Source organism: Flavobacterium sp. P1_E4, assembly GCF_056405915.1.
Genome location: NZ_JBFUBE010000003.1, coordinates 1 through 14,381 on the forward strand (window position 1 = coordinate 1; position 14,381 = coordinate 14,381).

11 protein-coding genes are annotated in these 14,381 nt (G+C 33.1%); 9 read left to right on the forward strand and 2 right to left on the reverse strand.

The features are described from left to right. The first annotated feature begins 167 nt into the window (after positions 1-167). Positions 168-2,006, forward strand: coding sequence for a type VI secretion system baseplate subunit TssF (locus AC1DY0_RS03630; RefSeq protein WP_477187312.1), 1,839 nt, complete (start codon positions 168-170; stop codon positions 2,004-2,006). A gap of 251 nt (positions 2,007-2,257) precedes the next feature. Here the strand turns inward: AC1DY0_RS03630 and AC1DY0_RS03635 are convergent, their stop codons facing one another. Further along, positions 2,258-4,714, reverse strand: coding sequence for an AAA family ATPase (locus AC1DY0_RS03635; protein ID WP_477187313.1), 2,457 nt, complete (start codon positions 4,712-4,714; stop codon positions 2,258-2,260). A gap of 5 nt (positions 4,715-4,719) precedes the next feature. Further along, entirely contained in the window at positions 4,720-5,784 is a 1,065-nt protein-coding gene (locus AC1DY0_RS03640; protein WP_477187314.1) for a PKD domain-containing protein, read from the reverse strand. 585 nt (positions 5,785-6,369) lie between these two features. Here AC1DY0_RS03640 and AC1DY0_RS03645 point away from each other — a divergent pair. Genes AC1DY0_RS03645 through AC1DY0_RS03680 form a run of 8 tightly spaced genes read left to right on the forward strand, consistent with a single transcriptional unit; the run spans position 6,370 to position 14,381 of the window. Beyond that, the gene (locus AC1DY0_RS03645; RefSeq protein ID WP_477187315.1) at positions 6,370-7,038 is read left to right on the forward strand and encodes a C40 family peptidase; all 669 of its coding nucleotides are present in this window, start codon (positions 6,370-6,372) and stop codon (positions 7,036-7,038) included. Beyond that, entirely contained in the window at positions 7,025-7,951 is a 927-nt protein-coding gene (locus tag AC1DY0_RS03650) for a type VI secretion system baseplate subunit TssG (RefSeq protein WP_477187316.1), read from the forward strand. The genes AC1DY0_RS03645 and AC1DY0_RS03650 overlap by 14 nt, the downstream gene beginning before the upstream one ends. 3 nt (positions 7,952-7,954) lie before the next feature. Next, complete coding sequence (locus AC1DY0_RS03655; protein WP_477187317.1) at positions 7,955-8,890, forward strand: TssN family type VI secretion system protein; 936 nt, start codon at positions 7,955-7,957, stop codon at positions 8,888-8,890. Between the two features lie 29 nt (positions 8,891-8,919). Continuing rightward, the gene (locus AC1DY0_RS03660; RefSeq protein ID WP_477187318.1) at positions 8,920-10,092 is read left to right on the forward strand and encodes a hypothetical protein; all 1,173 of its coding nucleotides are present in this window, start codon (positions 8,920-8,922) and stop codon (positions 10,090-10,092) included. Positions 10,093-10,107: 15 nt separating this feature from the next. Continuing rightward, a complete protein-coding gene (tssO, locus tag AC1DY0_RS03665; RefSeq protein ID WP_477187319.1) occupies positions 10,108-10,620 on the forward strand; it encodes a type VI secretion system TssO in 513 nt (170 codons plus the stop codon). A gap of 51 nt (positions 10,621-10,671) precedes the next feature. Further along, positions 10,672-11,817 (forward strand): LysM peptidoglycan-binding domain-containing protein, encoded by a 1,146-nt coding sequence (locus tag AC1DY0_RS03670; RefSeq protein ID WP_477187320.1) that lies wholly within the window; start codon positions 10,672-10,674, stop codon positions 11,815-11,817. A 5-nt stretch (positions 11,818-11,822) separates the two neighbouring features. Beyond that, positions 11,823-12,317, forward strand: coding sequence for a DUF4280 domain-containing protein (locus AC1DY0_RS03675; RefSeq protein ID WP_477187321.1), 495 nt, complete (start codon positions 11,823-11,825; stop codon positions 12,315-12,317). Between the two features lie 12 nt (positions 12,318-12,329). Continuing rightward, the gene (locus AC1DY0_RS03680; protein ID WP_477187322.1) at positions 12,330-14,381 is read left to right on the forward strand and encodes a hypothetical protein; all 2,052 of its coding nucleotides are present in this window, start codon (positions 12,330-12,332) and stop codon (positions 14,379-14,381) included.

The following is a 14,381-nucleotide window of genomic DNA, read 5'->3' on the forward strand; positions in this document are numbered from 1 at the left end:
CTCCTACTCCTAAAATAGAATATATTTTTGATACAAAAATCTTATTTAAAACAAATAATATATAAGAAAAAAATTATTTTATTCTTATATTTACGCAAATAATTTTACTAAAATCCGTTTTCCAAAACAACAATCGTAAATAAAGATTCAATACATTTTTTTAGAATATGAGACAAGAAAGAATAAAAGACAGAGTACTGAAAAGAGCGGCAAGAGCTTGGGGGTTTTCGGATATTGAAATGGAAACCACTTTTGATCCCGTGGTAAGTTTACTCCTCAATGCGCTTTCTTATGAATTAGAAAAAGTTTCACACGAACTTGAAGATTCCAAAACCCGAATTGTAGAGCGTGTACTGGAAATTATGTTCCCTGAGGTTACTTCGGGAGCTAAACCAGCAAGAGGGATTCTTCACGCTTTGCCGTTAGAAAACAATCTGAACGTCTCACTAAAAAACCAAATGATAGTCAGTCGTAGAATGCACAATATCTACAATCCATTAAAACCAATACTAAAGGAAATACATCTTTCACCTACATTGGAAGTAAAATTATCCTCCTGTAATATAAAATATATTGCTTATGAACGCAATTTATTTGAAATTTCGAATCTTTTCTATAAAGAACAAGTGCACGGATACAAGTCTGTTTTAACTGCAGGAGAGATCCTATTGGGAATCGAAATCACCAACCCTGATGTCTTGGAACTGGAAGATTTAATGTTGCACATCGATATAAAAAATACTCATCAAAAAGAAATGTTCCAATATTATTTGAAACAACTGAAATGCTATCACGATGATCTGGAAATAAAAGTTAGCGAGGGATACAATGTGCCTATTAATAATATGAATATTGACTCCATTATCAATAGGAATTACAACCATCTGGTAGAAATTTCCAGAGAAGTAAATGAGTTTTACTACGATAATTTCTACACGCTTAAAGGGAAACTTACTCATAAAAAAATTACTGAATACTCCCCTGAATACAAAATTTTTGAAGAACTGACCAATGAAAATCAAAACAAAATCATTTGGTTGAAAATGATTTTTCCAGAATCATTAGTCCCACAAATAATTGACAACGTATCAATTACAACAAACTGTTTTCCGGTAATCAACAAAAAACTACACACTTTAACTAGAGAATTAAGCGGTTTTTTGAATTATATGGCATTAGACACCGAGGACAATAACTATCTAGATATTGACACAGTTGTGGATCCCTCTGGCAGTCATTACGAAATAAAAGAATTCAACGATGGTATGGTCGATGAAGGTAATGCTGTTTTGAGGACCGGAGGCGTTTCCCGTTTTGATTCCAGAACGGCATCTGAGTTGTTACAGAATGTATTGGATTTATTAAAAGATGAGAGTTCTTCCTTTTCAGACCTTGGACAGGATTTTATGAAAAGTGCACTTACCGAAATCAATCAATTGCTTGCTTCTGTAGAACAACAGGCCAAGGAAAGCAGTTTTACACGAAACAATGCTCCTTATCTGATGATCAGACCCAAACACAATATCGAAAATGGCAAGAATTTCACAGCCCAATACTGGTCAACTTGCGCCGAAGACGGAAATGACATCAAAGCCGGAACCGTACTTGAATCCAAAGATGATTTGTTCTTTGTAAGCAAACAAACCACCTTAATGACAAACACCGTAGGTGGCATCAACAAACAAAATAACAAAGACCGCATACTGGCATACCGCAATGCCCTACTCACGAGAGGAAGAATTGTAACTTTTGCAGACATTAAAGCTTTTGCCTACGACCATTTCAAGACCACTTTAGCCGAAGTAAGAATCGAAAAAGGAACCAAAAAAGAAGTCTCTATTAAAGCTGGTTTTAGCAGAACAGTTGATATATTCATCAAAACAAACCCCGAAGAAAAGCAGCATATTTCCGTAACAGAGTGGGATTATATCTGTGAAAGTTTTATGAAATATTTAAAACAACGATCTTCCAATGTTTTCCCGTACCGTCTTTTTATAGAAGAATAAATAAGCGGTAAAGTACATTTTGGGTGTGCCACCAATAAAAAAAGGAGCTAACTAAACATTCGTGCTAGTCGCTCCTTTTTTTATTGGTGTCGGGCTATCCACGCTACTTCGGTAGCTTGCTTCTATCCCTCACACAGAAGTGAAAAATAAGAGATTCTGTAGAAAAATCATCAATAGCAAATCAATTATAAAAAAAAACAAACACTCAAAAGTGTTTGCTTTTTTATTGAACTAATAAAATCAAATAACTATTAAATAACCAATAACGATTCTTTCATCCACTTTACCTCTCCATTTTCTATAGAGACAATCATCCTGTCCCCTTCTTGAACTTCACCCGAAATAATTTTTTTGGCAAGTGGTCTTCTCAAATGACTTCTAATTATGCTTTTTATTGGTCTTGCGCCGTACTTAGCATTATAACCACTTTCAGCCAAATTCATTTTCACTTCCATAGGAATATCAACAGTAATATTGATCGTTTTCAGTAAATCAACAAATTCTTTTTTAAGGTGTACTTCAAATATTTTCAACGCATTGTCTTTGCTAATTGGAGCGAAAGGGACTATCTCTGTAAGTCTTCCCAAAAATTCAGGCCTGAAAAAACTACCCATAATTTCCATCAATGAAGTTGATGTCGGAATTTCATTTCTATTAAAAGATTCCACAATATGATCAGCTCCAATGTTTGAAGTAAATAATATAATCGCATTCGAAAAATCTCCTTCTTTCCCCAATCTGTCGTGTAATTTTCCCTCGTCCATAATTTGAAGAAAAACGTCATAAACAGAAGTATGCGCTTTTTCAATCTCATCAAAAAGCACTATCGAATAAGGTTTTTGTCTTATTTTATTCACCAATAACCCTCCTTCTTCATAACCAACATATCCTGGAGGTGCTCCATAAAGCAATGCTGCAGAATGTTCTTCCTTGAACTCTGACATATCAAAACGGATAATGGCATTCTCATCTTGGAATAGAAATTCGGCTAAACTTTTAGCTAACTCTGTTTTTCCTGTTCCTGTAGGACCCAGAAAAAAGAAAGAAGCTATAGGCTGCCCCGCTTTACTTAAACCGGATCGAGATTCTAGTATTGATCCAGCGACAGTAGCGATACAATGATCTTGGCCAATCACACGCTGGCTCAATACATCTTCTATCGAATTGAGTTTATTTTTTTCTTCCTCTTTTAATTTTCCAACAGGAATTCCAGTTTTCTGAGCAATTACAAGAGATAAATCAAACGCTTCAATATGCACTCTTTTATCCAATGCTTTTTCTTCAAGAGTTTGCAATAATGATTCAATATGTAGAAATAAGGATTTTGATTTTTCAAAAACAACTGTGACTTGTTCATCAACAACCATCAAAAAAGTTGTTTTTTTTGTCAGATCCTGTAAGAACCAATTAGCCTCTTTGAGCAATTGCTCTTCGGACAATTCTTTCTCGTTCACTTTCAAAACTTGAAGTTTGTCCTGTAAAGATTGTTTTTCTTTCAAAAAAGTCTCTCCCGAAGTTTTCAAAACCGACATAGTATGATCAATCAGATTTATAGCAGATTCCGGCAGACTTTTTTCTTTCAAATATCTCCTTGACAGCCGAATAGATTCTGAAATAGTTTCTTCATCGATTTTTATTTTATGATGCTCCTGATACACTTGTATCGACTCTTTAATCATTCGAAACAAAGTAACATCATCAGCTTCTTCCAATTTCAAAATCTCAAACATACCTGCTAAGCCCTGCTCCTTCTCTATTCGTTTTGAATATTCCTCAACTGTAGAAGTAGCAATAATATTCAGTCCTTTGGCCAATTCCCCTTTCAACACATTCGAGACTCCAGAATCCCCACCATTTTTATCTAGTAAAGTATGAATCTCCTCAATAATAAGAATCGCTTTTGGGTACTGCTGCAATTCCTGAATGCAGTTGCGAAGGCGGTCTTCAATCTCCCCTTTATAGGAAGCTCCTGCAATTAATGTAGACAAATCCAACTCAAATAATTGTACCTTATGCAATACATCAGGCACTTGATTCTGAATCACATTCAATATCAAATTATCAATCAGAGTTGATTTCCCAATACCTCTGTCACCAATTATAAGCACATTTGGCTTGGAAAAACGACACAAAATTTCTTTCATTGTGTTCAGTTCCGACTCTCTTCCAATCGCTATTCTGTGTTTTTTATTTTTGTGAATATTTTTGTGAATGCAATACTTCCCAAGGAATCCTTTTTTAACCTCTTGTTTTAACTGATTACCTGTTTCTTGTGGCGATTCAATTTGATCTTCCAACAGTTCATTCCTCGAAATAGGGTAAGTTTTCATTTGATCAAAATTGAAACCCACACCTGGCGAACTTAAAGCTACCATAACTGAAAAAAGAGAGATTTCATCTTCATTGAGTATCACCCTGACCAATTCGGCTTCATTGATGACAGCATCAATAACATCGCTTGGTTCAGCATTCAAAACATGATTCGTTTTAGGCTCATCTTCCATACGAACCTCTGCCCATTCATCAAGATAATAAACATCTTTACCCATACTTTCTAGTTGCTTCAAAAGGGAAAAATCCCTATTCAACAGCGCTTTTAGCAAATGGGAAGCTGCATAAAATTTATTCGAATTGTTTTTGGCAATTTTCTTGGCAATTTCGAAAGCATCAATTAATTCCTTACTGAAAATATTTTTTTCTTCTTCCATTTTCTTTAATCTTTAGACCAAATGAGTATTTTTTTGACTTTATAACTAATATTTAAACCTTTTATACAATTAGTATTTTTGTCTTTATTAAGCCGAATGGCATCAATTCGAATCTTTTTTCCTTTAATATTTTCACAGAATTGATCAAACGTCAAAAGATCTTCACCATTTTTAACTACCGGCATTTCATAATTTCCGCATAAAAAATCTTCAAAATCATCTTTTACTTTATTTCCTTCAGCCACTTTTAACAAAAGAATTTCAAATTGGTCTTCTGATATTTTAGAGGCTTTTGTTTCTATTTTGAGTGTGTCTTTTTTAGCCTCTGTTCGGGATGCTACAGGAATATATTGCAGCATATCCTCCAATGGGTCTTTTTGAACTTTACCTTTGGGTAACGAAAATTTTTCAGGTTCTTTTTCATATTCGTAAGAAGCGACATCTAATGGATTTATCTGCTTAATTGTGCGTGGGTGTACATAAACAGCGATCCTGGCAACGCTGTTAAAATTACCATTAGTGACAAGAGTGATTATTTTTTCACCAGCTTTGGCAAAAGTATAAACAGGATTTTGAGCAGTATCATCAACCCCATTGTTTTCACCAAAAGACCATTCCCAAGTTCGCCCATCATCTTTTATTCCTCTAAAATAAGTGGGTTGTCCAACAGTAATAATTTTAGAAGCCATAATTATTGGCATTTCGCTTCTATTCATACTCTGATTATCATTTATAATGACCTCTTTGGTATGAATGCAAACACCATTTATTGTAAGCGAAACAGTATACTTTCCAGGTTGCTTATAGATGTGAAAAGTATGGGGTCTGGAATCCGAATCGGTGCCGTCTCCAAAGTCCCAAAGCCAATTATTGGCATTCTCCGTTTTATCATAAAACTCAACTGATTCATTGCTTTGGAAATGTTCTGACAATACATAAAATCTAGCCGTATCACAATCTACTTTATTAAAAAACTGCACTAAAAAATAGATAATTGACACTAATAAAAATAGCACAAAAAACAGCACGATTTTCAAATCAAACTTTACATCAAAAAAACCTTTTTTCATCCCTACTTAATATTTTATCTAAAAACCAAACACATAATTCACTGCCAAATATGTATGATTTTAAATACAAACTTATACTATTATTAGATTCAAAAACAAATTATTATAAGAATTTTTTTAAAAATAAAAAACATCAAAAGAGACTAAAAAATATTAATAGATTAAAAAACAAGTAATTACATCAATTAAAAACACATTTTACACATTTTATCTGGAACTAAAAAAACAGGCATAAAACTCAGTAATCACTTTCTTACGACTGAAATTTAAATTTTAAGTTTTAAATTACAAAAAAATATTTTTTTCTAAAGATAAATTTATACATTTGCCTCGTACCACATTTTATTTTCAATTGTAATTATTAAGACAATTAGAAATTTCCCCAAAAAACACATCATTTTTTCATAGTCCTTTTTCTGACAATTAAATTAAGACATACCTTAAGTTTTATACTTATTTTTTTGTTTTATACTAAAAAAGAATGTCACATTCTAGAACTTTTGCAGCAAAAAAAGGATGCACTATTCAATAAAAAAAACACGCTTTTAAAAAATAAAACTTCGAAACAATTCGGATCCCAAATTTATGAACCTACCCATAAAATATAAATTAGCACTATTAATGTTATGCTCGATTCTGCTTGGTTGTGGAAGCGAAAATTACATTGCGCAGGTTCCATTTAAATATGATTATTCTGTTGATTTATTAAAAAAACAGAATAAAATGGATAAAATTGCATTAGAAAACCAAGCTGTAGTCAATGATAACACTGAGAATTTAAGTGATGAAGTTTTAGCCATTAAAGAAAAATACTCCATTATCCTCGGAGTTATGCCTGCAAAAATTTCAGACTACAAATTATATTCTTATATCGACCAATGGATTGATACACCTTATAAAGACAAGAGTTTTTCAAAAGATGGTATCGACTGCGCTTATTTCATCCAATCTCTATTTAGCAGTGTTTACAAAGTCACACTCCCCAAAGATCCTGCGGGTATGTTTCGATCAAAATCTTTACAGCTATTTACTGGTCGAGATTTTCTTGAAGAAGGTGATTTAGTGTTTTTTAGATACGACAAAGATCATCCAATCTCTGATGTTGCTATGTATTTACACAACGACAGGATACTGGCCTGTACAGAGAAAGGTTTGGCAATCTATAATTTTAATGATGAATATTTTCAATTAAGGTATATAGCATCTGGCAGAATTAATGAAGAGGCAAAGAAACAATCCAATGGAACTAAGTAAGGTAGTCAAACAGATAGAGGAAATCCCTCATGACATTCGGGCTGAGATCATTGTCAATGAACTCATTCAAAATAATGTGCTTACCGAAAACAATATCATAATTACAAATGAGGGTCAATTCTCAAGAGCCTATCGTCATGATGTATTGAGTGCTAGTTGTATTGATGATGACTACAATAGTCAAGAATACCTCAAATTACAACTCTCCAGAGACAGCTTCTACGATACGTTGCCCGAAGGTTTTATGCACAGTCCTAATGATAATGGCACAGAGAAATCAGTGAACCAAATGATTAGGGAACACAAACATCAGAAAAAAAAGGAAGCCGAATCACGTAATTTTTTCTCACCATTTGAAAATGAGATATTTCATTACAGAACAAAAATAGAGAATATTGAGCGTGATTTTCTATACAAATTGAATGGCAGTAAACCTTTGGATTTTTTTTATGAGTTCTGGGGATTGTCAAAAGATTTTCCGCCTGTTTTGGTTTCAAAACTGATTCAGTTATTGCCTTATGCATATAAAATCGTAGGAGATATCGATTTATGCTGTAAATGTCTATCCAATATTATTGAAGAACCTGTTAGTTTTAAAACATCGGGATCAAGAGAATATAGCGACAATAAAGAAGAAATAACACTTGGAGATAACCGATTGGGAATTGACTTGATCTGCGGAAACAGTTATATGGATTATTCATACAATGTTACAATAGAAATTGGCCCAATTACTAAAAATTCTTTTGCAAATTTTATTAATAATGGGGAAATAAAAATATTTATCGATTGTTTCTATGAGCATTTCTTCCCAATGGAAGTAGAACTAAAGACACTTTTGATTATGAATCAAGAAATAGAAAAATTTAATTTTAATAGACAACCTGTATTAGGTTACTCAACAAGAATATAAAAAATGATCAAAAACCATTTAAGAGATCTTATCGACATAAGACTCATTATAATTTTAGCAATATTAATTGCCATCACGGTGGTATTGACAATGATTTTTAGCGATAAGGTCAAAGAATTCAATCAAAAATACAAAAGGAAATTTTACATCTATGCATTATCATTTATGTTTATTTATGCATTAGTTGCTTTTTTGGGATTCAACAAACTTTTTTCTAAATTGTCTGATGAGTTTCTTTTTTATCAAATCTCAACATTGCTTTTCGGAGGAATTCAGGCCTTCTTTTATCGTTGGTATTTTGAAGAATTCCATTTAAAATCCCTTGGAACGGAGTTACTGTTTGCTCTCGTAATTGTATTATATTCCAGTATCCCCTTTATTCTAATTTACACTGCGTTAAGCGGATTGGAATTTGCTTTTTTAATGTGTTCCCAATTCATTGCCTTTTTCATTCCAACTTGGGTCAACGGGCTATTTGAGCACATCGTTGCGATCCCCCCAAAAATATATGTTACCTGGAAACTTCCGAAAGAAAAAAATGCATTTCCTGAAATTGAAGATACAGAAATTAGAGATCTTTTGCTAGTTACCTTATTAATCAAAAAGAACGAAAACGACAGCGAATATACATCGATTAGAGCAAAAGGGCCTGTTCGAATGGATTTTGGACGTTTATTTTACTACACCACTTTAGACTACAACAAGAGATATTCCAAACAACCAATTCAGCTTTCATTTGATGGAGAACCGTGTCACTGGGTCTTTTTTCTGCAACCAAAATGGAATGAAAGAGCAAAATATGTTGATGCAAGATATACTTTGGGGATGAATGGAATAACGGAAAATTCGGTTATTATTTGCCACCGAAAATCTAAACAAGTAATAGATACTAAAGCGGATAATAAAGTCGGTTTTGTTTATGAGCCCGAAGAGATTTAATACAAACAAATTACTAATACTATAAAAACATGGTTGAAAAGCTGAATCATTTTCCAGTCAATTGGATTGACGGAATGAAGATTAATAAAAGTCATTTTTTGGCTATGCAAGATAATGTTGCAGAGTTAGTAAATGATGCAATAGGAATACACACTACCCCAGTAAGCTATGGTTTATTGAATTTAGGCAATCAAAATAAAGAGGCTATAAAAATCACTTTAGGAATAGACAACCATAAACTATTGCGAGTAAGAGTTGAAGAATGCCATGCGATAACACCTAATGGATCCCGTATTGAAATAAGCCGAAACTTTACCGATACTCTAGATTTACAAATTCCATATGCGGAAGATACTTATCAAATAAAGACAGGAGAGCAACACGCATTATTAGCCTGTATATCAGTAAACACCATGAAAAGAATTCCGTTTGGAGAACCGGATCCGGAAGAAGTTCCCCCGCGATATCCCAATACCCAACCCGAATACAAACTCCATTTGATCAATGCAGATGAATTTCGTTCCGGAATAGGATTTGGTGGCTTTTACCTAGCAATAGGTAAAATTATGATTGGAGATGTTACCACTTTAGACGAAGAATACATACCTGCATCTATGACCGTTTCCAGTCATCCCAAATTGATTGATATGCAAGCAAATATTGCACATACATTTGGACAACTCGAAATATACTCGGTACAAATTGCCCAAAAAATTAACAGAAACCAACAAACAGGTATTTTAGTTCAAATGATGATGGGATTGGCAGATTTTACCTCCAATTATCTAGGGCAAACACTAACACAATTCCGTTGGTTCTCTATGCATCAACATCCAGCTTTAATGTTTAGTTCAGTTGTATCCTTAGCCAGAATCATGAAAAACTTTATCGACTCCAAATCGGGTTCCGGTAAAGAGGAGCTTTTAAATTATTTTGCCGATTGGTGTGATCTCTCTCAAGGTGATTTTGAAACCTTATTTACTTCATTGATAAACACCAATTATGATCATGTCCATATCGACAAAACGGCTACAGCTACCATTCATTTTCTAGATAAAATAGAAAAACTTTTCGAAACTCTAAACAGATTGGATTACATAGGTAAGAAAAAAGAAAATATCGAATTATTTGTTGCTGAAACAGATAAAAACGATAGCATTCTAAACAATATTAAACGACATAATTTCTTTGTAGAAAAATAAAATTAAAAAAATAAAATGGAAGTATTAAACAAACAAGAACGTCAAAAAGCATTTTTCGCTTTTTTAATAGTTTTTATTCTAACCATCACCGTGATATTAATTGCAGCTTCTTTCAATTTTTATATGCCAAAGGCAGAAAATAAAGTATTGAAATCCGACAATGAAAAACTCAAAAAAGAAATTGAATATCAAACCAATTTCGCCATTAAAATTGACAGTGTAAGAACAGTTATTGACTCTATAAATGCACCAAAACAAGACAATGATTTCCAACAAAGATTGGCAAATGTAATTTTGGCCGATGTCTATCAAAAACTACCTAAAGATTCTATCAACAACAAAAAAATGTATAACAATATCATATTGGCATACAAGCAAATCATCGATTACAAAAAAGAAATAAGAAGCCTTACCCACAACGCACATCTTATCGACAGTTTAAACCAATCGGCGAAAACATACAAAGAAGAGCTCGAGAAAGTACGAAGGGACCTAGACGTTTGCCGACAAATCTATCAGAATCAATAAATAAGATTTTTTGATAAAAAATAATTATTTCTAGAACCAATACGATATCTCTTGAAAACAATTGAAAGAACCTATGCTATCCAAAAAGGAGACACTTTACAAAAAGTAGCTCAGGAACTTGGTATTGCACCTCAGGAACTCCGAAGGCATCATAATATCTATTGCGAAATTTCGGATTTGATTGAAGCTGATTTTCCAAGTCATTTGAAAATATTGCTATTGCCACCAACTAAAATTGAAGTTACAGCAAACCCTACAATAAACACAAAACCCAGAAAAGTTAGTCTTATAAATGGACATACCCTACCTTTTTTACCTGCGGGTTCTAAGAAAAAATATGATGTTCATTATGTTTTGGAAAACGGAGAAGAAAAAGACACAATTCATTTTGAGTCGATTGTAAAGTGGATTGCCGTTGATCCAAAAGGATTTCATTTTTTTGAGGTTGATAGAATGACAAAAACATACATTAACAATTCTGAACCAGATACAATGTTGGAAGAATTGGCAGCAAAAACAGCCGAAATTATATATCCGCTACAAATAGTTGTTGACCACACAGGAAAATGGATTGATGTTCACAATTACAAACAAATTTTAGATCGTTGGGAAAATAAAAAAAGAGAAATACTTGACTATTATGAAGGTGAGGTAACTCAAATACATATAGAACAGACGGAACAGTCCCTTACCAGTAAAGCTGCATTATATGACTCATTAAGGTCCGATTTGTTTTTGAGAGGCTTATTTAATGGCATACATATAAATTATACTGCAAATTATGAATTTGAAAATAACATCTCCTTCCCCTTAATAAAAGATGAAGAAGCTTCATTTATTATTGAACAAAAAATAGCACCTTTTTTGGAAGATGGGAAGTGGATTAAGGTTGAACAAAAAGGAGAATATATAGACACCGATTTCGACATTGATTTTGTTTTTGATCCTTGGGAAGGTAAATACAATGCTAACTATTTTTTGAATCCCAATTCATACTGCGTTGAGAAAATGGAATTAGAATGTGCAATCCATTATGACAGTACGATGAAAGCTATCCTAAATATTGAAGAAATAAAACCGAAAGAGATTGTAAATACTAATGATGAAAATTCAACAAATACAGGTGGCTTGCTTAAAAAAGAAACCTTTTTTAGTTTACTGACTCGTATTTTTAATGAACCTCAAACACAAAATTAAAAGCTATGAGTGAGAAACATATAGTAGTACAGGGAGCCACCGTAAAATGCAAATTTAGTGTAGAACCTAAGTTGGACAAACTAAAGGTAAAAACACATAGTAAGCATTATGCCAATGACAAAGATGCTTCAAAAAAACTTATAGCCACTGATAAAGAGATTGGACAAACATTGGAGAAAAACACCTTTGGAAAATGCAAAAAACAACCCAATGGAAGCGGCGATTATTTACCATGTAAAGCTGTAATAAATAAATGGAGCGGTTTTTATGATAAAGTTACGCTGTCTAATAAAGGCAAAATTTTGCTAGAAACTAGCAAAGCAACCTGCCCTATGGGTGGGCCTGATTGTATAACTATAGACAAACATGGACAAAAAGCAGAGCCCGGTAAGCAAAATGCAGAAAAAGCTAAACCACAAGTAAACAACCAATTGAATCCTTTGGTCAATACTTCAAAATTTCAATCTGAGGTGAATGGAACTGATTCTATTTGTATATAAAAGAAAAAAGTTATGTCTGAACTTAAAATAACAGGAAATCCAAATCCAGTAGTTGGCAAGGAAGAGTTGTACTCGGTAAACCAATTGTTGCCAAGTCCATTGCCTTTTCAAAACTTGAGCACTACTGCGACAAATCCTTTTGAGCTACCAGTTGAATGGTCAGTACACACATTGGAAAAAGGCAGGTGGATCAAAAAAGAAGAAAACAACAAAACAGGAAATAAAGTTTCATATAAATTTATACAAAAAAGCCTGGAAAGAAAAGGCATTCGCATTCTTGCCAAAAGAGGAGAACAAACTGCCAGACTAGATATAAAACCTCACAATGCCGAGAGTCCAAAAATAGACAGTATTGAATTTCTTGATAAACAAGGTAACAAACCATCCAAGCCATTTGCTTACGGTCAGACACTCAAAGCACGAGTACATTGTTTGCACATGGAAAATCGTAGAGTATTTGCAACCTTATGGGAAGATGATGCTCCTGGTGCAGGACATGACAAAGCCAATGAGAAAAATAAAATGAAAACACTTTCAGGCATTGTCAAAGATGGAATTACTGATATTGATTTTGTCTTAGAGCCTGATTTCGCAAAAATTGCCGATGCCATTAAATCCAAAGGCGATACCAGCGAAGGAAAAACTCATGAGTATTATGTCACTGCGGAGATTTTGAATACAAAAACAGCCAGTAAAAACACTAATGTTGCCAATCCTAATTATAAGGATACAACAGCAAAACCAAAAAAACAAACTCCTGCACAGAAAAAAGGACCATCCAAAAAACAAGAGAAAGAAAAATCTATTTTAGATGATGTTATTGATTGGTGGGAAGATAAAATTAAAATAGACCCAATAGTACTACCCAATCCAATTGATGCAATTAATAGTGTGTTGAAAATTTTCCAACCGGATGAGAAAAAAGAAAATGGAGTTTGTGTTTGTAAGGACTATGATTTGATTTGGGGAAATAAGGTAAGTTGTGATTTTAGGAAGAAGGTTGTTGAAATTTGTAAAGAATTATGGCCAAACGATTATAAAAATATGGCTAATAATTTAATGGCTGTTATGGCTTGGGAAACTGGAGAAACATTTAGTCCTTCAAAAAAAAACCCTAAGTCTTCTGCAACTGGATTAATCCAATTCATGGCAGATACCGCTGAAAAATTAGGAACTACTACCACAAAATTAGCAAAAATGACTGGAGTTGAACAACTAGAATATGTCAAAAAATATTTTTTACCGCTAAAAGGAAAAAAACTTGAATTTGTTGATTTTTATTTGCAAGTTTTATTTCCTGCATCAATGGGCAAACCAGATAACCATGTAGTATTTAGTATCGACGGAAGAGGACTTAATGAAAATGATCGAAATTACGCTTTACGAATAAAAGCATACGGAGTAAACGGTGGATTTGATACAAATCCAAAATACGGTAATAATGACGGTATGGTAACTAAAGATGAAATTAAAAAGGGGATTCAAATATATATAGACAAGGGAAAGCTTAATAAAAACTTAATTGACAACAAGTGTTCCGCCGGAAATAAAGAAGAAGAAAAAAAAGATAGTATAGAAGAAGTTAGATTACATTTCGAGGGACAAACTTCAAATGAAGGATCACTATCCAAAAAGACAAAAGCAATATTAAAAGAAGTTGGAAAATTATCAAAAAATTTCGATATCTATATTACAAGTACGGCAAGAAACACATACGATCAAGCCAGAATAATGTATGAGAATTGCAGTAAACCAGGAGGAGTTGCAAAGCAAAAAGAAATTTACGCTAATCCAGGAGATAAAGTCATTGATGTTTATGTTAATGAGAAAAAGCTAGGCAAAAGTAAAATGGATACTATAATCGCTATGGAAAATAAAATCAAAGATTTAGGCCCCTCAAATGTTTCAAAACATATTGCCGATTTTACAATAATGAATACGCTTGACATTTCCTATACTAAATTATCAAATAAAAATGATTTTTTAAGTGAAATAAAAAAAAGAGAAGAATTAGACAAAGTACTCATTGAGAATGAATGCTACCATATCCAAATAAATCAATAA